Source organism: Vibrio lentus (genome assembly GCF_002875945.1).
In the GTDB taxonomy this organism is placed as follows: Bacteria; Pseudomonadota; Gammaproteobacteria; order Enterobacterales; family Vibrionaceae; genus Vibrio; species Vibrio apostichopi.
On record NZ_MCZK01000051.1, the window covers coordinates 1 to 21,301 of the forward strand.

Below are 21,301 nucleotides of genomic sequence, written 5' to 3' on the forward strand. Positions count from 1 at the left end.
AATTACGCAACAAAGCCATTGGAGATGTAAACCAAGGGGAGGCTAGGAGGGGATTGTCGGTCAAGTCTCATATGCATCTGATTCACAAGCAATAACGCAACTTGTTACAATACCCATAATTAACGGGTGGTCTTATTTCGCTATACTCCGCTCCTAATTCCAGAAACAGATCGAACCCCAATGAATATCTTTAAAACCTTAGCTCTTTCTATCACGCTATTTTTAGTTGGCTGTGCATCTGGTTCAGCAATATTAGTCGGTGAAGCCAGAGACCCAATTACACCTCAAGAGGTTACGCTTTATCTTGAAGCACCTGAGAACTATGAAAAAATAGCTTTGGTTGATGCATCTAGTGATGCAGGGGTGACGAAACAAGGCTCTATCGACTATGCAATTGAAGAGTTAAAAAAGCAGGCGGCCAAACTAGGAGCTAATGGGGTCTTACTTCAAGCGACAGGAAGCAACAACTCTGTAGTATTGGGAGGCGTCGGCACAGACTACCAATACTTAATCCCTATTTCAGAACAGACGGTCAATGGAATAGCTATCTACACAGAGTAGCTAATACTCTCCAAGCCAGTTGCATCATCAGCACAAACACCAAAAAGGCCTCGCACACGCGAGGCCTTGTTTTATCTAAGTTCCAATGAACGAGCAGCGAGCAATTTACGATGGTAAACCAAATCAACTGGAGAGCCATTCATCCAAAACTTTGATGAATTGGGGGTTGATGAGATAACCGATGGAAGCATGCGGGTTACTCTTTCCGTTGCGAATATTGAGATTGTAGATTGGGTGAATATCTTTCATTCCGCCGGGTATCAAATCCAGTTTGAGTATATCTTTAAAGTCATTTCTAATTTTGCTGTCATGAGAGATAAAATCATCTTCTGCCGATATGTTTATCCATTGCTGAATGTTTAAAGGGTACTTCTTCTCATCTTTCAAACGACTCCCTTTCAACCTATCTTTTACGTTTTCATCTCCTAACGGTGACCCGAGCGTAAGCAATAAGTTGACCTTCTTGTCCGCACCATAGTCGTGTCTATACTCTCCGTAATGAGACAGCTTCCACAACACGTCATAGATGATCATCGACCCGAGACTGTGCGATACAATCATCACATCATCTTGATTATCAAGCGCTTCCTTCAGTTCAACCATTAGCCTATACCTGACATCGCTACCAAAATAGGTATCTTCATTCCAATAGTGAGACATATCCGGCGCGACCTTCGTTATAGGTGTCTCAGCCACACCCAGCTTTCCAAACAGCGATGAAAAAGTATCTGCTAACGCCTCTTTTAGAAAACCAATTTTAGATACCTTGTTATACGTTGTTTTATTGAACTGACTTGTCTTGTACTTTTTGAGTTCAGACAACGCTTGCTGTCGACTTGCAGGATCTTCCGTTGGTTTCTCTAACAATGTGTTTGATAGTTCACCGTAATAGACAAACCGCTTATCGACATCTTTAAAAGCTTGTAACGAACTTGAGTCTCCACAATCTCGCCTCAAGCCATGTTCTATAGCCTCGTACCAGAGTGCTTGCAGGGGAGCTTTATCGGGCTTTTGAGCGCGACCATGAATGAATATGATTTTCTTAGCCATAGCAGGACGTCCTAAACACATAGTTAAAGTGATTATCACTAGAAAGCACCACTAGATTCGGTCAGCCCTTACTAATAACAGTGGTGCTAGTTACGTATCTAGGAGTGGTTGATAGACCATTTATATAACTATGAGGCCGTCGTTTAAGGACCATAAACGAGTGAACGATGCGATCATTACTCGCAAATTGAAATGAATGTAACTAGCAAAACCTTCAACGAACAAAAAGGCCCCGCACATGCGAGGCCTTAGTTTTATCTATAGAATGATTACATCCACTCTTTGACAACTACAGCGCCCTACTTCACTGACTTCACCGCTTTCATCGACATTGTGGAATGGTTCTAGTAGACCAAAGACTCCCCCTCTAGCTCCCCTTCGAATGGAGTGACCCGATCTCTTGAGATATAAGATTGAGGGGGAGAACATTCTTTGCCGCTGAACATACAGCAGCACATGCAGCGATCGGTATTCAGTTCCTCCCCTTTCCCATTACCAACAAGAGATTGAAAATGTAAACCAAGGGGAGGTTAGGAGGGGATTATCAGCCTATTCTCACTTACAACCACCCTACTTCACTGACTCCACCGCTTTCATCAACGTTGTGTTGAACTGCAGTGGTTGCTCAGCATTGGGAAGTGGCCTGAGTCTTCAAAGTGATCAATGCTGCTAGCCTCGGTGTTTTCTTATTCGATCCTGACTCCGTCAACCTTAAGATTTCTTGCTAAAAAGGTAGAAAAGTTTATAGTATTTTTTAGATAAAGTTGAGAATCGATATGTCATTACAGAAAAAACAATCCAAAGTATCACTGAACATCAAAATCTCATCAGACTTAGATGTTCGTCTTAAACGAGCGAGAAAAGCAGCGCGTGAACAGGGCTTAATGTTCAACGTATCTCAAGAAGTTGAAAAGTTTCTTGAGAAGGAAATAAAGAAAGTGGAACGCCAACTATCAATCGATGAAGAGATTAAGAACAACCTCGAGGATCTTGGTGGGCTTAATATAGATAAAATGATGAAATCAATGGATTAATCAAAACACTAACGTATTGATTAAAATGAATTTAAAAATGACAAAGCGTGGAGATGATTATGGGCACAATAATTGGACTGTTAATTTTGGCTGGTATCAGTGTATTCCTAAAGCGTCAAACGGGGCTTCATTTGCATGAGTGGATTGCAAAAAAATATAAAGAATCTCAAGACAAAAAATAATGGACTCTATCAATTTTACAGGCTCCATCGATTTAACTTAAAAAACTAAGGCCCCGCAATCTCGAGGCCTTAGTTTTATCTATAGAATGATTACAACCTCCCTACTTCACTGACTGAACCGCTTTCATCAACGTTGTATTGAACTGCTGTGGTTGCTCTAGCATTGGGAAGTGACCTGAGTCTTCAATGTAGTAAATACTGTAATCCTTGATGTGTTTCTTGTTCGCTTCTGAATCGGTTGGCCATAGGCGAGCGTTAACCAATATTACTGGCACATTCACGTTCTCATACACACGGTGTGCTTCGCCTGTCACGTACTGGCCTAGATAATGGCGGAACTGGTTTATTGCGATAGCTGGCGGTGCTGATGCCATGTCTTGCGTTACCCAGTAAAGTAAATCCGCATCTACATCTTTTGGTAGTGAGTCTTTCACGAACATAGTAATGCCCGCTTGGAAGTCTGCTTCAAAAGGTTTGGTCATTGCATCTAGGTCGCTTTGTGAAACCGCTAGTGTGACGTTTTGCGATGTGTCGACACCAATAATACCCTTCACTCTTTTCGGCATCAGTTTAGCGGCTTCTGCAATTACACCACCTGCCATTGAATGCCCAACTAAGATGACAGATTCGAGTTGTTCTTTCTCGATGACTGCTTTGATGTCTTCAGCGAACGCAACCATGGTGTACTCTTCACGATTGAACGATGAATTACCGTGGCCTGCTAAGTCCATAGTGATCACTTGGTACTGCTTTGAAAACTCACTCACTTGGTTTTGCCACAGCCTACTGTCTAAGCTCCAGCCGTGAATGAAGATTAGCGCCGTATCCCCACTTCCACTTTTGCCATACGCAATTTGCTCACCATCGTGAGATATCGCAATACCGTACTTAACCGTTGAATCATGAGCCATGGCATTAAAGCTACCAAGCGCCATGAATACCAAGAATGTGATGCTTATAATTAAACGTTTCATAGTGTCTCTCTACTTACTTTGGAGGGAACACAGAAAGCGCCCCTCTCAATCAATATAACCACTATAAAGTGTGAAGTTGTAGACGGGTCAAGGAAAGCTATGAGAAAACTAATCTGTTTAAACGCCAAAATGCATCAACCAAAATATCCAATTTAAAAGAATAAGTTAGCATTCTCTATGCAAACACAAATAATTGGAAACAGGGGATAGCTGACGATGTTTGTCGATTGAAGCTGAGAAAACCTAAGACAAGATAACAGCTAAGATTATGAGCCTAATGGAATAATAAGTTAGTTTTTGTTTATGCTGTTGAACTGAAACACCTTTCATTTCCTCCGTGTTTTCGTTATCATTTTTCTAGTTGTACTACCTTCTTTTATCATTGTTTTGTAAGCAATGAATCACTTACCATTGAGTCAATCGTGGATAATAAATCAAACATAGTGCTAGGAACTTTACTGCCTGGAGCAGAGTTGCTAGAAGATAATTCGAAAAACCCAGTTTGGAAAGCCCCGGTAAAAACGACGGACTCAAAAACAGAGTTTGTATATTTAAAATTATTGAAACCACGGAGGTTATTTGCAGAGGCAATCTGTGCAATTATCGGTCGTAAAATTGGACTACCGATTCCTGAACCCATCTTAGTTAAGGTTCCAGCTCATCTAATGGTAGAGCTTGTCGGCGAAGAGAGTGTAGATAGCAGTATATTCATCGGTTTTGGTTCTAAAGATGCTGATTACCCAAGCTTGAATCGTGTATTAAATGTCGAAGACAATGAACTGATTTGGGAGAAGCTTAGAGCCCATACTAAATCACTAGAGGCAGCTATTTTTGATGAATGGATAGCTAATTCAGATCGCCATTGGGGTAATTTACTATATGATGGTGGGGATGAATTTATTTTCATTGATCACGATTTAGCTTTACCTGAGCAAGCAGAGTCAAATCAACCAATCAGCAAAAATCTCCTATTTAACTTTATATCAGAAGAACTTGACGAACTATCAAAAGTTAGGATTGTTAAAAAGGTTCGAGAAGAACTATGCGATAACTACTCGACTGTTGATATAAAGAAATGTGTGGAAATCTGTTATGGCCCATCTTTACTTGACCAAGATGATATAGACTCAATAGTAGCATTCTTAATTGAAAGGATTGGTTTTCTCAATGAAATTATTAGAAAAAAACTAAACCCAGAACAAGGTGAGTTATTCCAATGTGCGATCTAGATATGTTCCCTGAATTTCCGTCATTCGAAGCGAATTGGATACCTATTTATTTTGAACCAATCCTTTTATCTGGAGAAAGAATTACTATTGCAATTGTGATTATCGATGCTAGTGGTGGTTTTAAAATATTCCCTACACTGAGGGAAGAGGTGTTAGATTCACTATATGGTATTAAGTCTAAAAACTTATCTAATATGGTCAATCACTGTAAAAGCTCTATACAAGAACACTTAAAAAATAATAAACCATTCGAGTTATGGCAGCCCCCATTTAAAGGTATATATCAAGGAAAAACTACTCCGGCAGCAGACGACAACGTATTTAAAGTTGCGCAACAAGCAATTCAAAGATGTTCAAGTCTTAGTAGCCTTAGCATGGCAGCAGAAAGAGACTATGACGATGAATTAAAGCAAAGCCATAAGGTATCCCAGCGCTGGCAAGAGGCCGTGATTAAAAATGTACTTACTAAGATGCCTAGCTTTGAAGATTACTTTAAAGTGAAGATAGCCATCGACAGGTCCAAAACGAAAACACAATTTGGTTTTTTATCAGATAGAACTGCGATTAACTTTGGATTTTTATCTGGGTTTGGTCACTCATCTTCTTTGAATACAATTAAAGCTAGAATTTTAGACCTTGAGCACTTGATGAATAGCAATAGTCTCGTATTACCTGAAGAGTATGCAATTCTAATTAAGACACCTAGCCAAGATGATGTTTCAATCACGGATAATATTAAAGATAAATTAAGTGATACAATATATACAATTAAAGATATAGGACAAAAATCGAATGTGACTATTTGTACTGTTGAAACATCTGAAATGGCCGCAAATAAAATTATTGAGATAGCTGCATAACATGAAAGCATATGGTATTTTTGCAGGAGGCGGTGTAAAAGGAGCCGCTTTAGCTGGTGCTTTGGAAGCTGCACAGCGAGAAAAAATTGATTTTTTAGGCTACGGAGGAGCATCTGCTGGAGCAATCATAGCGTATCTTGCCGCAATTGGTTACGACGGAAGAGAAATCTATTTAAAGATGATACGAAGTCCTTTTAAAGATATGCTTTTTGAGGACAAGGGTGAAAAACTGTTTTTACTAAAAAAGTCTGCAAATAGCTTCTCAAGCTTTCCAGTATCAGTAAGAAGCATATTCAAAGGGACAAATCGAAATAATTTTGTAGATAAAGTTACAAGTATCGCGACAACTTGCCCACCGTTTATTAAGTCCATTGTGCCACTCGTAAATGCAGTTCGAAGCAAGGAGTTAGGGATTTATAATACTGACCATTTGAGAACAACTCTGGTCGAGTGGACAAAAAAACAAGCTCCTAATTTATTAAGCAGTCATGATGACCGCTTAACTTTTGCACAGTTATATGAAGAAACTAACTTAGAACTGAAAATAATCTGTTCTGATTTATCTTCAAAAAGAGCCGTAGTTTACTCAGTTCAAACAACCCCTAATGAAGATGTATTTAACGCTGTCTGCAGTTCGGCTTCCTACCCATTTTTATTTAACCCTCAGATTAGTGATAAGAAAGTTCTAATTGATGGTGGACTATCGTCAAATGTCCCCATGTTTATGTTCAAAGATGAGCAAAGAAATGCAAACATTCCTATATATGCCTTTGATTTACATAAAGAAGCTATTCTTTCTGAAGGGAAGTTAGGGAGGTTCAGTTATCTGAGTCGACTTATTGATACCGCACTTGAGGCTAGTGATAACGTAATGTTTGATATGCTGAACGCCAAGCGAGTAAGGGTAAATGTTCCTCAAGATATAGATACATTGGATGTTAATGTATCAAAATTGGATGTAATGCGCTTGTATTATGCCGGCTTGACTGACGGGCTTGATTTTTTTTCTAACGACCAAACAGTAAAACTGCTAAAGGCATCTTTAGATGATATAACTAAAGAGGCATTAGCTAATTATGGCTCTGCAGAAATGTTCAACGTTGTATTGAATGCAATTCAAGAGGAATCAACTTTCGAGGAAGAACGAGTCCGTGTTTGGCTTTATGTGCCTACATCAAGAAACTCTCTTGTGAGCATAGCAGGGTCCGCTAATGCTTCCGGTAAAAAATATGAGTAGCCTCTAGACTCAAATGATGATGTGATTGATGCACGAGAGGCATGGGCTAAAAAGGCGGAAATAGTTTCTTCAGATAATGCAGAAACAAAAACAAGAGTTTCTTTCCCAATTTTTAGGGAGGAAGATACACTTAGATTCCACCAGTCGAACACGACTGAAAGCCATTGTATTGGAGTCTTAGTTCTTGATACAAATGTTGCACCTGACGACTGTATGTGGTTATACTTGCATAAAGCTAGGGTTGTCTTAGAAGAGACATTTCGAACGGAAATGTTACAACCATGGTTGATTTTATTAGGTCGCGTTTTAAGTAATGCTCGTTTTTAAAGGAGGTGGTTATGGAAAATAAAACAACAAAAATTTTATCTATTCGCCGCTCTTCTCTGATGAAAAAGAGTTCACCAGAAGAGTATTTTGACAGTAAGCCGCAAACTGCTACTGACCTTAAAGAGAAAATTAAGCTGGCTAGGTTAGCTGTACAACAGTCCGTAGATGAAGAGTCTGAACTAGCAAAGGCATTCTCCGTATAAAACTCCCCAAATCGAACCTCAATACTCCCAAGAGCATTGAGGTTTTTCATTATATGCTCAAATGGAATCTTGAAGACTATATCCACAATAAATGAATCATAAAGATTCTTAAACAATATATGCTCTGATACCATGTCAAAGATTTACCCAAAATTTTGAATCCACTACAGTAGTGTCACTGTATCTAGTTGAGTAGCCAAGCCACTTTTATGTTCTATTACGAGTTGGTACCCTACTACGACAATGAACAAAAAGGCCTCGCAATGCGAGGCCTTTGGTTTTTCTATCTATCAGAAGAGATTAGTCGCGAAGTGCTGCGCCGAATTTCTCTGAGATTGAAGCTACGATAGCATCTACTGAACCAGCGATGTCTGCATCTTCAAGTGTGCGCTCTACAGACTGTAGGCTAAGTGCGATTGCTAGGCTCTTCTTACCTTCTTCAACGCCTTGACCAACGTATACGTCGAACAGTTTAGCGCCTGTTAGGAATTCGCCACCCGCTGCGATACACGCTTCAACGATGTCGCCAGAAGCAACTGCTTCGTCAACAACTACTGCGATATCACGACGGTTTGCAGGGAACTTAGATACTGCTACTGCTTCTGGAAGCACGCGAGTGTTGATAGCTGCCCATTCGATTTCGAATACGATAGTGCGGCCGTTAAGACCAAACTTACGCTCTAGTTCTGGGTGAACAGTACCAATGATACCCACTTCTTTACCGTTAGCCATAATTACTGCTGACTGACCAGGGTGAAGTGCTGGGTTGCGCTCTTTTGCTTCAGAAGAAAGAGATTTGAAGCTGTATGCGATTTCGTTTGCAGAAAGCTCAAGAACGGCTTCTAGGTCACCTTTAAGATCGAAGAAATCTACAGTGTTAGTTGCAATGTCCCAGTGCTCTTCGCCACGAGTGCCAGAGATAACGCCCGCAAGCATCATTTCTTGGCGCATGCCGTTTTCAGCAGTTGCTTCAGGGATGAAACGTAGGCCTGATTCGAATAAACGAACGCGAGACTGTTGACGCTTCTGGTTGTGAACAACTGTGTTTAGAAGACCTTGGATTAGGCCAAGACGCATTGCTGACATGTCCGCAGAGATTGGGAATGGCAGGATTAGCGGCTCAACACCAGGTACAACAAGTTTTTGCTGTTCTGGTTCTACGAAGCTGTATGTGATTGCTTCGTGGTAGCCACGGTCTACAAGAAGGTCACGAACGCGCTTAAGCGGTTGGTTAGCTTCTTTGTGGTCATTCATTTTAAGTGCCGCTTTAGGCGCTTGGTTTGGAATGTTATCGTAACCGTAGATACGACCTACTTCTTCAATTAGGTCTTGCTCGATTGCGATATCAAAACGCCAAGATGGAGACGTTGCCGTCCAGCCAGCGTCTGTCGTTTCAACGTTACAACCTAGGCGAGTAAGAATTTCCACTACGTCTGTAGATGGGATTTCGTGACCTAGTAGGCTGTCTAGCTTAGCGCGACGTAGAGCAACTACGTTTGCTTTAGGAAGATCAGCTTCAGATTCGCTGCCGTTGACTGGCGCAACTTCACCACCGCAGATTTCAACTAGAAGCTGTGTTGCACGCTCCATCGCTGCTGCTTGTAGCGTTGAATCAACACCACGTTCGAAACGTAGAGAAGAATCAGTGTGAAGGCCGTAAGCACGTGCGCGACCACGGATGTGATCCGGTGCGAAGAATGCCGCTTCAAGAAGTACGTCTGTCGTTTCAGTAGTCACACCTGAATCTTGACCGCCAAAGATACCAGCGATTGCTAGTGCTTTGTTTTGGTCTGCGATAACAAGTGTGTTGCTGTTTAGTTCAGCTTCGTTGCCATCTAGAAGTGTTAGCTTTTCGCCCTGCTCTGCTAGACGAACCACGATACCGCCTTCGATCTTAGCAAGATCAAATGCGTGCATTGGTTGGCCTTGCTCTAGCATCACGTAGTTTGTGATGTCTACAACTGGGTCGATTGAACGGATACCACAACGACGCAGTTTTTCTTGCATCCAGATTGGAGATTCCGCTTTCACGTTTACGTTCTTAACCACACGGCCAAGGTAACGTGGACAAGCATCAGTTGCTTTGATTTCAACAGATACTGTGTCTTCAATGCTTGTTGCAACAGCTTCAACTGTTGGCTCTGTAACGTCTGCGCGGTTTAGTACGCCAACTTCACGAGCAAGGCCACGGATGCTGAAGCAGTCTGCGCGGTTTGCTGTTAGGTCTACGTCGATAGTTACGTCGTTAAGCTCTAGAAGCTCACGTACGTCCATACCTAGCGTTGTGCCTTCTGGCAGCTCAAGGATGCCGTCTGACTCTACGTCGATACCTAGCTCAGAGAAAGAACAAAGCATGCCGTGCGATGGAACGCCACGTAGTTTTGCTTTCTTGATTTTGAAGTCACCAGGAAGTACTGCGCCAACTGTTGCTACTGCTACAGTTAGGCCAAGACGACAGTTAGATGCACCACATACGATGTCTAAAAGCTGTTTATTTCCATCAAGATCGGCTTCGCCGATATCTATTTTAGTTACTTGTAGTTTGTCTGCGTCTGGGTGCTGACCGCACTCAACCACTTTACCTACTTTAACGCCGGTGAATTCACCAGCAACAGGTTCTACATCGTCAACTTCCAAACCAGCCATAGTGATTTGGTGAGCTAGCTCTTCGCTGTTAATTGCAGGTTTAACCCACTCGCGTAGCCAAGATTCACTGAATTTCATAGTTTTGACTGCCCCTGATTACTTGAATTGTTTAAGGAAACGAAGGTCGTTCTCGAAGAACGCACGAAGGTCATTTACGCCGTAACGAAGCATCGTTAGACGCTCTACACCCATACCGAATGCAAAACCAGAGTATTTCTCAGGGTCGATGCCAACAGAGCGAAGTACGTTAGGGTGAACCATGCCACAGCCTAGAACTTCTAGCCATTTGCCATCTTTACGTTTCACGTCAACTTCAGCTGAAGGCTCTGTGAACGGGAAGAATGAAGGACGGAAACGCACTTCAACTTCTTCTTCAAAGAAGTTACAAAGGAAATCGTTAAGAATGCCTTTAAGTTGTGCGAAGTTTACGTTCTCATCAACTAACATACCTTCCACTTGGTGGAACATTGGCGTGTGAGTTTGATCGTAGTCGTTACGGTAAACACGACCCGGAGCAATGAAACGGAATGGCGGTTTGCCGTTTTCCATCGTACGGATTTGAACACCAGAAGTGTGCGTACGTAGCATTAGATCAGGGTTGAAGAAGAAAGTATCGTGATCAGTACGAGCTGGGTGATCGTCTGCGATGTTTAGTGCATCAAAGTTGTGGAATGCATCTTCGATCTCAGGGCCAGACTCAGTGCTAAAGCCAAGCTCACCAAAGAACTGTTCGATACGCTCAACAGTGCGTGTAACTGGGTGAAGACCACCGTTCTCAATGCGACGACCTGGTAGGCTCACATCGATAGTTTCTTCAGCTAGTTTCGCTTCAAGCTCTGCACGTTGTAGTGCGTCTTTGCGAGCTGCGATCGCTTGTTGAACAGCACCTTTCGCTTTGTTGATCTCTTGACCAGCAGTGCGACGCTCTTCAGGTGGAAGTTTACCTAGGCTTTGTAGTTGAAGGGTTAGTTCACCCTTCTTACCTAAATACTGAACTCGCACTTCATCAAGTGCGACTAACGAATCTGCTGTATCAATAGCAGTCGTTGCATTAGCAATGATCTCTTCTAGATGTTGCATCATTTCCTCATCTACCAGTTGGTAGTGTCCGTATCGGATGATTAGTTTTTTTAGATAGCTACACATAGTAATCAAACACGCTACCAATGCCAAATTGAATCGCTAAAAGAGCAAGTTATTGACTAAAAACACGGCAAATTTAACAGGATATTAATGAGGAGTAGGAAGAAGTGGAACAATTACAGGTTCCACTCCTTATTTTGGAAGCGAATAGCGCTCAAAAAATAAAGCGAGCTAGGTTTTAGATTTAAAGTGGCCTGAGCGTTAAAACTGACGTGAGCTATGCTCTCAACTCGACGCAAACCAACTCTAGATCTGAATCGAACAAACGCTGTTCTTCCCCGCGTTTTTCGCTAAATAAACGGACTCGTCAGCCGCTTTAATCAATTCATTCATGGTTTCGAATTCTTGGGTCATTTCAGCCACACCGACACTAATGCTGCCAATCCAAGCTTGGTTGCCGGTTTCGACCTCTAATTCAGACACTTTCTGTCGAGTCGTTTCTGCGATGTGCATGCCGCCTTTAAGATCGGTATCGGGACAAATCACCAAGAACTCATCGCCCCCTAATCGGCACACAATATCATCGTTGCGGAATGTGTTTTTCAGTTCGCGCGAGAGCGTTTTTAGTACCAAATCACCTGCATCATGGCCACTGGTGTCGTTAATGCGCTTGAAGTGGTCGGCATCGATCATAATGCACACCAAAGGCACGCCAAGTTCTTTGGAGTCTTGCCAATGCACTGCTAACTGTTTAAAAGCACAGCGGCGGTTAGGCAAATTAGTGAGTGAGTCTGTTAAGGACAGTTCTTCAAGTTTCTTATTCGCTTGTTTTAACTCTGCCGTACGCTCCTCGACTTTGTCTTCGAGTAACTGGTTGAAGCGTAACAACTGTTTGTTGCGTTCAGAGACCTGCTCAAATAAGCCTTTAAGCGCGGCTAATAAAGGGATGGTTGACGAGTCTTGCTGCTTTTCTTCTGCTTCAAAGGCTTGTTGAGGTGTTGCGCCCTCTTCTATCGCGGCCACTTGTCGCGCCATGTTTTGGTCGATGCCAAGGATGTGATAAGCAAGCCAATGGATGAGGAAATCCAGTAGCTGACGTGCTGACGCCTGATCTTCTTCCAAGATGAAGGCTTGCATGCTGTAGATGTCTTGCATAAACACACGATGCACTTTGATGTGTTCTTCAATGTGCAGCTCATACACACTACAATCTCTCATCAAAGATTCTTCTTCTTTAAAATGAAATTCGGCATAGCGCGTGAGGTCGAGTAAAGCGACGCTCATGTCGTCTATAGAGATCGTATTCTCTGACAACAGGTTTCCGTAGTGATTGATAAAACCAACAAGGTATTGATGTTGTTCGTCTACGACACCAATGCCTGTTTCAAAGTTTTTATCCCAAATAAATGAATTCATAAATCCCTTAGGGCCGATACCGCCAGCATGATTTACATGCATATCCGGAGGTTATAGATGCTCGAAAATATAACCATTCTACCTGTGGGTCTATTCGATTGTTTGATCCATTTTATAAAAAGACGACTTTGAACATTCTAAATATGGCTCATCTTAAATGTGAGACGTCCCCTTAACGAGAACGCCTCACGGAACCAACATTAACTTGTTGGAGATGCTAACTCTGTATAAATACTAAAAGTAATATTCCAACGCCACCTCGACAAAATCATCCTTGCGAGCGAAGAACAACAAGTCCTCTGGGGTTTCGTTCTCAAACAACCAAGCATTCAATCGCCACTTGAGGTTGTTATTGATGCGACTCGATGCTTCGAGCTTTGCACTGTAGACATCACTGTTGTCCAAGTCTTGAGTGATGCCTGTAAGCACTTCGGTGCCGTCTTCATCGTTCAAGGCGAAACGCGCACCGAGGAACACATCGTTTTGGCCGATGGTTTGCGCATTGTTGCCTCGGCTGTCATACAGGTATTCAGCAATGAAGCCGATGTCCCAATATGATTCAAGCGCCCCAACCCATGTGTATTCAAAGCCTGTTGCTACGCCTGTGTGGTTGTCGTAACTGTCACGATAAATGCTTTCCAGCTTCCATAACCAATCACCGATAATGCCTTGCACATCGAGTCCGAAGTGCTGCATTTGCGCGTAATACGGCTTTAGCTGATTGCCTTCAACACGGTAGTAAGGGTCTCGGTTTGTGCCGCCTAAGTAACTTAAACCGACATCCCAATCACCGTACATTTGGCTATAACGCAGTGCTACATCTACGTGCTTTTCTTCTCTCGAAGATTCGTAAAGTGCATCGTCTGAAACGGGTACCGTTGGCCTTAATCGACCGTCTTCCCCTGCAAAGGTACGCTCACGAAAATACGGCAGTAACATGGCATCGATGGTTCCCCAGTCTTTGATGGACGTAAAGTGCACCATCGGCTGACCTAATTTTGATTCACCATCGACCGATTCAATGGCATCGGTTTGGTTTACTACGTCCACTAAGTGCGCCGATTCGGTCACGCCCCAGAACACTTTTCCGACACCGGCGCGCAGTTCGTAATCGTCCCAATAATTGAGATACAGAGCTTCACGAACGTCGCCATGGGTGCGCTCATCATCTTCGCTGTCTAGGCGATAAAACGGCATGAAGGTAAAGCTGCCGTTGCCCTCTTCCTGTTCCCAGTAAAACTCTGGTTGCAACACCAGTGAGCTTTGTCCTTTGTCTTGCCCTTGTAAGCCATCGCTTAAGAACTGCCTGTGTTCAAGGTTTACCTGCCCTGCGAGCTGTGGGGTGACCTGTTCTACGAACTCAGAACTAAAACCAGCAGCCACACATGGCAACGACACCTGCATAAGCCCAACTGTCGCTGCCAAGGTTAAAGATAACTGCGTTCCTGTTAACACAATCCTTTTCATATTCTTGCCTTACTTTGCACGTTTAAGTGTGTTTTTTTGAAAATCCTTGTCCTTAAGACCGGTCTGGAACGCTAAATCTGTCGTGGTTAATACCGTACTTTTACCTGTTTGGTGGTTTTGCATCGACATGGTGTGTGCGCGCCAGTATTGGTTTAGGTATTGTTTGTAATCTTCGAACGAGAGGGTTTTGAGCAATGCGCCTTTACGGTCATAAAACTCCACTTGAACTGGGCGGTAATATTGTTGGTCTAGCCATACCTTTTGCATGGTGTAGCCGGAGTTTTTATCGGTCGGAACTTGCTCTAATACAAAGGTATCCACGCCTTCAATTTTGGCGTCTTCAATGTAGTTGAAGGTGTACTTTCCTAACTCGAACGAGCTCAAATCTTCGTAAGCAAATTCACTGCCCATAAACGGGCCCGATTTGTTGCGTGAAGAGATGCGTTTTACACGTTTCAATGCAGGCAGATACAGCCATTGGTCATCCGATTTAGTGATGTGTGAATGGTTTAGAAAAGCTGTGCCTTTTACGTCGCGAGGCTCATCAAAAATCGTCAGTCCTTTATCACCATCGTCATCCACTTCTAACGACTTCAATCGCATTAGGCGTGTGCTGCTTTCGCCCTGTTTGTTGCGAAGTAGCATTTCCATGGTCGCGACAGAATCGCCCCACCCCATATCAACGGCTTTACGTTGCTCGGCAATTTCTAAGCCTTTCGCAGGATCAGCTAACGCAGGGAAAGCAGCGAATGTGCCTATTGTTAAGGTGCCGACGCTTAATGAGCTGACAGTAAGTAATGTAGTAACGAATGATTGTTTAACGCTTTTCATAAATTTCTCCTTGAGTCAGCCCACCGCAGTAGGCTGACGATTCCTTATTTGGTCGAAGTAGTCAGTTCGGCTGTTGGGCTAGGCTGCGACTTGGTGTCTGGCTTTGATCCGTGCTGAGTTTTAACTGCATAGTGAGTCTGTTTGTCGAAGATCATCAGCAAGCTAGGTAGCAAGATGAAGTCGACTACTAGCGCAATGAAAATCACAATCGCGCTGAGTAAGCCCATGTCGGAATTGAGTCTGAAGCTCGACATCGCCAGCACAGAGAAACCCGCCACGAGTACGACTGTGGTAATCCAAAGTGCACGTCCCACCGTGTGGAAGGCGTATCGAACGGCTTCCTCTGCTGATTTTCCTTCCATTCTGGCGCGTTGGTATTTACTTAAGAAGTGCACCGCATCATCAACCACGATACCCAGTGTGAGCGTAACCACGACTGACAAACCAAGGTTGATTTCACCAGAGATAAGCGCCCACAAACCAAAGCCGATAATCGCCGGAGCAATGTTTGGCACTAGGCTGATCACACCCAAGCGCACCGAGCGCAATGCGAAGATCATCAGGCCAGAGATAAGCACTAAGGTGATAGGCAGAGTCGAGAGCATACTCGCCATGTTGGTCTCGCCAATGTGAGCAAACATCAGTGATGGGCTCGACGCGACCACTTCATATTGAGGTGCATTAGCTGCAAACCATGAGTAAATACGCTCTTCGAGTTCTACTAGCTCCACACTGCCGAGGTTATCGACGGTAAGTACCATTTTGATCGATGACTTATCGACATTGATCTGGTTATTCAAGTCCAAGCCATACGGTAGAGACATCTCGTAAAGCAGTAGGTATTGCGCGGCAAGTTCACGGTTAAGCGGCAATTGGTAGTAGCTGTCGTCATCGCCGTGCATGTTCTTGTTCAAACGCATGTAAACATCGGAAAGCGTGGCCACATGGTCGGTTTCTGGTTGTACGCGTAGCCAATCGGTAAAGTCGCCAATCGCTTGTAAGAACACAGGATCAGCAATCGCTTGAGACTCGTTAGTCTTAACAGCAATGCTGATAGTCGTCATGCCGCTTACGCTCTCTTCCATGAAGTCTGCAGCTTGTCTGAATTCGCTTGAGGTATCGAAATACTTCACCGATTCATCATTCACTTTGTTGAGTGGAATTAACGCGGCAGCGCCAACAATCACTAGAGTAGAAATAGGCAGCAGTGCTTTACGGTTAGCAACGACAAAATCGCCGAGCTTATCCATAAAGGTCACTTTATCTGCAGCTAATGGATTTGCTGGCAAGCTCTTAACTGGCAAGAGCTTTAACAGCGCAGGCAGCATGGTCACAGAGAGGAAACACGCGATGATCACGCCCAATGCCGACAAGTTACCGAAGTCTCGCAATACGGGAGAATCCGACATGTTCATCATCAAGAAGCCAATCGCGGTGGTCACCGAAGTAATTAAGATCGGCATCGCATTAAGCTTAATGCTGTATTGAATGGCTTGTGCTTTCTCCATCCCACGCTGCATCGCTTGTCTCATGGTCACAATCACGTGAACACAATCGGCAACGGCAAGGGTTAATACCAAGGTTGGAACATTAACCGTCGCGGTGCTGAGGAACATTCCTGCCCAGCCAGACAAACCCATGGTCGCGACAATCGAAGAGATAATCACAACTAAGGTAGCCACCACGCTAAAGAACGAGCGCAGCATAAAGGTGAGGAACACCAACACCACCAACAGCATTAATGGCACTAACGTTGAGCTGTCTTCTTGAGCCGACATCATAAACGCATTGTTCATGGCAATGATGCCCGCTTTATGGAATTCGACATTCGGGTAATCGGCTTGGTACTTGGCGATCATAGTATTGATAGCCGCGATAACTTCTTGCACTTCCGCGGTTTTATCCACTTCAGGCAATTGCACGGTGACGTTCACAATGGTCACATCGCCAGAGGCTGACACTAATGCATTTTTAAGCAGTGGTTCGTTGAGGGCGATCTGTTTTACTTTGGCGATTCGCTCTGGTGTGTGCTCATATTCTTCATACAACAAGTCTTCGACCAAGAGGTCGTCTTCAACAGCTTCGGTATGCTGGTAATTGGCAAGGGAATCGACACGGCTTGAGTACGGGATCTGCCATGCATCAACCGTGAGGTTTTGAATTAAGGTGAGGGTTTCTGGGGTGAAGACATTGCCATCTTCAGGTGCAACAACAATCGCGAGGTTGTCGGTTTTTGCAAAGGTGGTTTGGATTTCATCGAACGCCATCAACTGTTTGTTGGTGCCTTCGAAGAAGATGTTGTAGTCCCCTCTAAAGTAGAGGTTCTTCGCCCCAAAAGCAGAGAGCATGATGATTGAAAAAACCACCAGCAGAACGATAAACGAACGCTTAGTCGGTATTGAGTGCCAACTGTTATTTAGATCAGCGTTTTCGACGTTACGGTTATCTCGGTTTTGGTGCTCGAAAGCGGGCTTCTGGCTGTCATGTTCCATCACAGTCTCCATTTGTGACGATTCGTCATAGTTGTGTCTTAAAAAGCCAGCCGAAGCTGACAAAAGACGCAATTCTTAGTCATACACTCAAGAAAACCAAAAACACATTAGGCTAAACTTAAGTTTATGACGAATCGTCACAAATGGTTATTAATAAACCCACATGAGTGGGCTTAATGGAAGCTTATCGACCTACTGATTCTAAGTAGGTGATTTCTTCACTGAACAGTTCTTGCTCTACACGACGCCAAGTTTTGCGGTAATCCCAATCGCTAGAAAGGGGTTGCCAATTTAGGCCGTCTAAAAGCATGTTCGCGTTATGTAATACTGAATACGGGTCTTGTAATCGCTTGATACAATGACTGTTTGATGCGTTCTGCGACAAGGCATTTGAACCAAATGCGATTGACCAGTTTGCAAACACGATGGCATCTGAACCCACACCAGAAGAGAACTTTAGGTCACCCGCTTCTACAGCTTGGTTAACCATGGAATCGGCTTGTTCAATCACCAACTCTTCCAGTTCGTTCATCTCGGTTACTCGTGCACTAGACGCTTTCTCTAGTACCCACGGGCTTTTTGCCATGATCGCACAAGTTGATAGTACCGGTTCCATGCGAGCATAGATTCGGTAAGCAACGTGCAGTGCGACGATCTTTTCGCGTGTGTTGCCTTCAAACTCTCCAGAGCGAGCAAACATCAATGCCTCGGCCTTTAAGGAATGAATACACAAAGCTAAAACCACGTCTTCTTTGCTGCAAAAGTGATTGTATATCGTACCTTTAGAATAACAGCTCGCCGCCGTCAGCTTATCCATCGTGAGGTTTCCGAACCCTTGTTCTCGAACCAGATCTTTCGCTAACAACATCAATTCTACTTCTCGGTCTGCGATAGACTGCTGCTTTTTAGACAACACGCCTTTGCAACCAAAGATACCTTGTTTATCGCCTTTACAACTAAAGCCAAACATAATTTTTCAGTCCGTATATGAGCTTAGCCGTTATCTAAGCTTCGCCAGTATTTAAAACACTCCTATCCAATATATTAACACGAATGGTAAATTCATGTAGTTAACCATTTTGTGACGCTTCGTCATTTATGACTTATCGTCATAATAGCGCAAATATTGATCATATCAAGGTGTTTTATAAATTTAATATGATTTGTGAATATAAGCAGAGATGAATGGAAAATAGATAAGAAAATCGTCAATAGCCGACCTTAAGAGAAGATTTGATTTTGACGAACAGAATGCGAAAACGAATTGGTCATTCTTAACCTAACAAAGTGTGCCGTCACATCAAGCCGCTATGCGTACTTATGCCCAATGAATCCTAGCGAAAACCACAAGAATGAATGGGTGTAGGCTTACTTTCTGGGTCAGACCTCTCCTTATGGTTAATATTTGGCTTACTAATGCCGTTTTCTGTTAAGTTGCTATAAATTCGGTAAGGGGTGACTTACAATAGTGACAACGACTTACCTTTTTTGAGAACACGATATTGAGCGCCAAATATTCTTATTTAGCTTGGCAAGTGAATACTTCAAGCCCAGCAGAAAAGCTGGTTTTATTGATGCTTGCAGACGGTGCTGACGAATTCGGCTACACCAATGTGTGCCTACAATCAGCAGGTCAACTTTGTGCTCTCTCTACGTTTGGTTTAGCCGACTGCCTTAAGTGTTTAGTCGACCAAGGTTTTCTCGATAAGGTAAAAGTAGATTATCGAGATCAGAAAGAGATTCACGTTTTCAAAATGCTCATTGAGCAAGAGCAAGCTGCGGTTCACGCTGAGACTCAACCGACCAATAGTATTCCGGTCTACTCTACGGCACCTGCACCTGCACCTGCACCTAAGTTTCAGCCTGCTCCGGCACCGATGCAAAACATGCAGCATGCCCCTCGCCCACAAAGCCGAGGCTCAATGACCAGCAATACCGTTTCAACTCATGATTTGGATGAAGAGAACATTCCAACATGGGCGGAACGTGCGTTTAAATTCTCCGGCCTTGCTGGTGACCATAGTTTAATATGGAAGAAATTTGTCCTCTGGTATAAAGCCAAAGCCAATGAACTAATGCCAATATCACGCATCGAATCTAAGTTGCAGTACTGGTTAGTTAACGAGAAGCAAAATGAAAGACAACAACAGCAGAAGACCTCTCAATATTCAGGAAATGCAGGACAAGCTCAAGGAAATGGGTATCGACAAAAGCTTAGCCCATCTGAACGCTTCAGGCAGCAGCTCATTCAAAAAGGCAAAAAGCCAACCTTCTGAGCCAGCTTCACCTGTTGTGCCTGACGCTAACGTTCTGCCTAAAGATCCCGTAGTACCTGACGTTATTGAAGCGCAAAGTACCGAAGTAAAAGTAGCGACACCAAACGCTGCTGGCTCTGGTGCGTCTCAGCAAGTGCCTGTTGTTGATCAAGATCCAGCTGAATTAGAGCTGACCGATTGGTGTATCCATGTGTTCGGTTCTTTCTTGAGCGTGTACGAAACTCAGTGGGAATACCAATACGGTAGTGAACCGAGCGGTAAGTTTCTTGAGTTTGCCCACTCTGTGGACTCAGACGGCCTTAACCGCGTGCTAATGCACTGTCATGAACGTATTCAACTTGGCAACAGTTGGCCGCCGCAAATGGGCGAGCTTTGGATCCTGAAAGATTCACTGACAGAAGAAGAGCTGCTTGATAGCCGTATTCGTGTGTTGTCGCGCACTGCTGTGAACAAGATTGAGAAGTGGTTAATCCAAAACAAACTGTACGACTTGAAGCGTACGGCTGAAAACAAGCTCGATGGCCTGTTTAAGAAATACTATTTGGAAGCGAAGCGTTTAGATGAGAAAGGCATGTTGGAAACAGAATTGCCGCAGTTCCTTCTTGCTGCTAACTCAGTGAAGAACCTAAACGACTTGAAACGCGAAGAGTATGAAAGCCAACACGGTAAAGCGATTAACCCAAGAATCCAGAAGATTCTAAACAGCAAAAAATAGCGCTGCTCGCTTAACTTATACCGCTTAAGTCAACGACATTACTATTCTACAGATACAAAAATGCCAGCTATCAAGCTGGCATTTTTTATGAATTCTAACAAACTCTTTAACGACTATCCGACCGTTATTTACGATCGCCTGACTGATTAATTACAGTAAGTGGATAGTTGCGTTTAGAGAGAAAACGCCAGAGTCATCATCTTTCATTTTGAAGTTTTGGTAGCTAGCGCCAACAGATAGTGGACCAAAAATAAAGTACTCAGCGCCAACTGCAAACATTACGTCTACATCGTCTTGCTTAAAGTTATCGCCTTTCACTTCGTATGAGTGAAGACCACCTTTCGCGTATACGTGTAGAGGACCGAAGTCGATGCTTGGTTTAATCGCTAGGTAAGCTGTACTTACGTCAACACCTTGTTTAGCACGGTTACCGTAGCTAACGTTGTCGAAAGAACCTAGATCCCAGTAACCCGCTTCAACACCGATTAGTGGCAGGATGCCTGTACCTACGTGGATGCCCACCGCATTTTCATCTTCACCAGCGAATGAGCTTTGACCGCCCATAACACCACCGTATAACCAAGAATCAGCCATTGCTGTTGAAGATGCACCTAGCAGTGCTAGTGCCAATAACGTTTTTTTCATATTCGACCTTTTCGTCCTAGTGGCAGGCCTTGCGTGGCAATAAATTGCCACCAAGTCGCCCTTTTTGTAATAA

Annotated in this window: 19 protein-coding genes; 9 read left to right on the top strand and 10 right to left on the bottom strand. The window is 43.5% G+C overall.

Translation table 11 applies throughout. The features are described 5' to 3' along the window. Positions 1-180: 180 nt before the first annotated feature. Entirely contained in the window at positions 181-561 is a 381-nt protein-coding gene (locus tag BCT49_RS04365) for a hypothetical protein (RefSeq protein ID WP_102434294.1), read from the top strand. A 123-nt stretch (positions 562-684) separates the two neighbouring features. On the opposite strand, the gene BCT49_RS04370 is transcribed toward BCT49_RS04365, so the two are convergent. Then, positions 685-1,611, bottom strand: a complete 927-nt coding sequence (locus BCT49_RS04370; protein WP_102434295.1) for a hypothetical protein — start codon at positions 1,609-1,611, stop codon at positions 685-687. Between the two features lie 776 nt (positions 1,612-2,387). Here BCT49_RS04370 and BCT49_RS04380 point away from each other — a divergent pair. After that, positions 2,388-2,645 (top strand): hypothetical protein, encoded by a 258-nt coding sequence (locus BCT49_RS04380; RefSeq protein ID WP_017085640.1) that lies wholly within the window; start codon positions 2,388-2,390, stop codon positions 2,643-2,645. Positions 2,646-2,704: 59 nt separating this feature from the next. Further along, on the top strand, positions 2,705-2,827 hold the full coding sequence (locus tag BCT49_RS26245) for a hypothetical protein (protein WP_258183960.1): 123 nt from the start codon (positions 2,705-2,707) through the stop codon (positions 2,825-2,827). A gap of 101 nt (positions 2,828-2,928) precedes the next feature. On the opposite strand, the gene BCT49_RS04385 is transcribed toward BCT49_RS26245, so the two are convergent. After that, positions 2,929-3,801, bottom strand: a complete 873-nt coding sequence (locus BCT49_RS04385; RefSeq protein WP_102434296.1) for an alpha/beta fold hydrolase — start codon at positions 3,799-3,801, stop codon at positions 2,929-2,931. A 422-nt stretch (positions 3,802-4,223) separates the two neighbouring features. On the opposite strand from BCT49_RS04385, the gene BCT49_RS04390 reads away from it, so the two are divergent. The 4 genes from BCT49_RS04390 to BCT49_RS04405 all read left to right on the top strand — a co-directional run bounded on the left by BCT49_RS04390 (position 4,224) and on the right by BCT49_RS04405 (position 7,657). After that, the gene (locus BCT49_RS04390) at positions 4,224-5,030 is read left to right on the top strand and encodes a HipA family kinase (protein ID WP_102434297.1); all 807 of its coding nucleotides are present in this window, start codon (positions 4,224-4,226) and stop codon (positions 5,028-5,030) included. Next, a complete protein-coding gene (locus BCT49_RS04395; RefSeq protein ID WP_102434298.1) occupies positions 5,018-5,890 on the top strand; it encodes a hypothetical protein in 873 nt (290 codons plus the stop codon). Before BCT49_RS04390 ends, BCT49_RS04395 begins: the two co-directional genes overlap by 13 nt. Position 5,891: 1 nt before the next feature. Beyond that, positions 5,892-7,127 carry a patatin-like phospholipase family protein gene (locus BCT49_RS04400; RefSeq protein ID WP_102434299.1) on the top strand — a complete coding sequence of 412 codons (1,236 nt, stop codon included), beginning with the start codon at positions 5,892-5,894 and terminating at the stop codon, positions 7,125-7,127. 338 nt (positions 7,128-7,465) lie between these two features. Next, the gene (locus tag BCT49_RS04405; protein WP_102434300.1) at positions 7,466-7,657 is read left to right on the top strand and encodes a hypothetical protein; all 192 of its coding nucleotides are present in this window, start codon (positions 7,466-7,468) and stop codon (positions 7,655-7,657) included. A 300-nt stretch (positions 7,658-7,957) separates the two neighbouring features. On the opposite strand, the gene pheT is transcribed toward BCT49_RS04405, so the two are convergent. The 7 genes from pheT to BCT49_RS04445 all read right to left on the bottom strand — a co-directional run bounded on the left by pheT (position 7,958) and on the right by BCT49_RS04445 (position 18,562). Then, positions 7,958-10,381 carry a phenylalanine--tRNA ligase subunit beta gene (pheT, locus tag BCT49_RS04410; protein ID WP_102434301.1) on the bottom strand — a complete coding sequence of 808 codons (2,424 nt, stop codon included), beginning with the start codon at positions 10,379-10,381 and terminating at the stop codon, positions 7,958-7,960. Positions 10,382-10,399: 18 nt separating this feature from the next. Continuing rightward, on the bottom strand, positions 10,400-11,383 hold the full coding sequence (gene pheS, locus BCT49_RS04415) for a phenylalanine--tRNA ligase subunit alpha (RefSeq protein WP_004734764.1): 984 nt from the start codon (positions 11,381-11,383) through the stop codon (positions 10,400-10,402). Between the two features lie 309 nt (positions 11,384-11,692). Next, on the bottom strand, positions 11,693-12,802 hold the full coding sequence (locus BCT49_RS04420; RefSeq protein WP_102434302.1) for a GGDEF domain-containing protein: 1,110 nt from the start codon (positions 12,800-12,802) through the stop codon (positions 11,693-11,695). Between the two features lie 234 nt (positions 12,803-13,036). Next, a complete protein-coding gene (locus BCT49_RS04430; RefSeq protein WP_102434303.1) occupies positions 13,037-14,269 on the bottom strand; it encodes a hypothetical protein in 1,233 nt (410 codons plus the stop codon). 9 nt (positions 14,270-14,278) lie between these two features. After that, positions 14,279-15,100 (bottom strand): outer membrane lipoprotein-sorting protein, encoded by an 822-nt coding sequence (locus tag BCT49_RS04435; protein WP_102434304.1) that lies wholly within the window; start codon positions 15,098-15,100, stop codon positions 14,279-14,281. 44 nt (positions 15,101-15,144) lie between these two features. Next, complete coding sequence (locus tag BCT49_RS04440; protein ID WP_102434305.1) at positions 15,145-17,655, bottom strand: efflux RND transporter permease subunit; 2,511 nt, start codon at positions 17,653-17,655, stop codon at positions 15,145-15,147. Between the two features lie 121 nt (positions 17,656-17,776). Continuing rightward, positions 17,777-18,562 carry a TetR/AcrR family transcriptional regulator gene (locus tag BCT49_RS04445; protein ID WP_017109714.1) on the bottom strand — a complete coding sequence of 262 codons (786 nt, stop codon included), beginning with the start codon at positions 18,560-18,562 and terminating at the stop codon, positions 17,777-17,779. A 532-nt stretch (positions 18,563-19,094) separates the two neighbouring features. Between BCT49_RS04445 and BCT49_RS04450 the strand changes: the two genes are divergently transcribed. Then, complete coding sequence (locus BCT49_RS04450; protein ID WP_102434306.1) at positions 19,095-19,868, top strand: hypothetical protein; 774 nt, start codon at positions 19,095-19,097, stop codon at positions 19,866-19,868. Beyond that, on the top strand, positions 19,789-20,583 hold the full coding sequence (locus BCT49_RS04455) for a hypothetical protein (protein WP_102434307.1): 795 nt from the start codon (positions 19,789-19,791) through the stop codon (positions 20,581-20,583). Before BCT49_RS04450 ends, BCT49_RS04455 begins: the two co-directional genes overlap by 80 nt. Before the next feature lie 150 nt (positions 20,584-20,733). Here the strand turns inward: BCT49_RS04455 and BCT49_RS04460 are convergent, their stop codons facing one another. Next, complete coding sequence (locus BCT49_RS04460) at positions 20,734-21,228, bottom strand: outer membrane beta-barrel protein (RefSeq protein ID WP_102434308.1); 495 nt, start codon at positions 21,226-21,228, stop codon at positions 20,734-20,736. Between the last annotated feature and the right edge of the window lie 73 nt (positions 21,229-21,301).

Excerpts from the sequence above, each read along its gene's own strand:
- BCT49_RS04405 (WP_102434300.1), top strand. The coding sequence starts at position 7,466 with ATGGAAAATAAAACAACAAAAATTTTATCTATTCGCCGCTCTTCTCTG.
- BCT49_RS04400 (WP_102434299.1), top strand. The coding sequence starts at position 5,892 with ATGAAAGCATATGGTATTTTTGCAGGAGGCGGTGTAAAAGGAGCCGCT.
- BCT49_RS04445 (WP_017109714.1), bottom strand. The coding sequence starts at position 18,562 with ATGTTTGGCTTTAGTTGTAAAGGCGATAAACAAGGTATCTTTGGTTGC.
- BCT49_RS04460 (WP_102434308.1), bottom strand. The coding sequence starts at position 21,228 with ATGAAAAAAACGTTATTGGCACTAGCACTGCTAGGTGCATCTTCAACA.
- BCT49_RS04430 (WP_102434303.1), bottom strand. The coding sequence starts at position 14,269 with ATGAAAAGGATTGTGTTAACAGGAACGCAGTTATCTTTAACCTTGGCA.
- pheT (WP_102434301.1), bottom strand. The coding sequence starts at position 10,381 with ATGAAATTCAGTGAATCTTGGCTACGCGAGTGGGTTAAACCTGCAATT.
- pheS (WP_004734764.1), bottom strand. The coding sequence starts at position 11,383 with ATGCAACATCTAGAAGAGATCATTGCTAATGCAACGACTGCTATTGAT.
- BCT49_RS04385 (WP_102434296.1), bottom strand. The coding sequence starts at position 3,801 with ATGAAACGTTTAATTATAAGCATCACATTCTTGGTATTCATGGCGCTT.
- BCT49_RS04420 (WP_102434302.1), bottom strand. The coding sequence starts at position 12,802 with ATGAATTCATTTATTTGGGATAAAAACTTTGAAACAGGCATTGGTGTC.
- BCT49_RS04365 (WP_102434294.1), top strand. The coding sequence starts at position 181 with ATGAATATCTTTAAAACCTTAGCTCTTTCTATCACGCTATTTTTAGTT.
- BCT49_RS04380 (WP_017085640.1), top strand. The coding sequence starts at position 2,388 with ATGTCATTACAGAAAAAACAATCCAAAGTATCACTGAACATCAAAATC.
- BCT49_RS26245 (WP_258183960.1), top strand. The coding sequence starts at position 2,705 with ATGGGCACAATAATTGGACTGTTAATTTTGGCTGGTATCAGTGTATTC.
- BCT49_RS04370 (WP_102434295.1), bottom strand. The coding sequence starts at position 1,611 with ATGGCTAAGAAAATCATATTCATTCATGGTCGCGCTCAAAAGCCCGAT.
- BCT49_RS04395 (WP_102434298.1), top strand. The coding sequence starts at position 5,018 with ATGTGCGATCTAGATATGTTCCCTGAATTTCCGTCATTCGAAGCGAAT.
- BCT49_RS04435 (WP_102434304.1), bottom strand. The coding sequence starts at position 15,100 with ATGAAAAGCGTTAAACAATCATTCGTTACTACATTACTTACTGTCAGC.
- BCT49_RS04455 (WP_102434307.1), top strand. The coding sequence starts at position 19,789 with ATGGGTATCGACAAAAGCTTAGCCCATCTGAACGCTTCAGGCAGCAGC.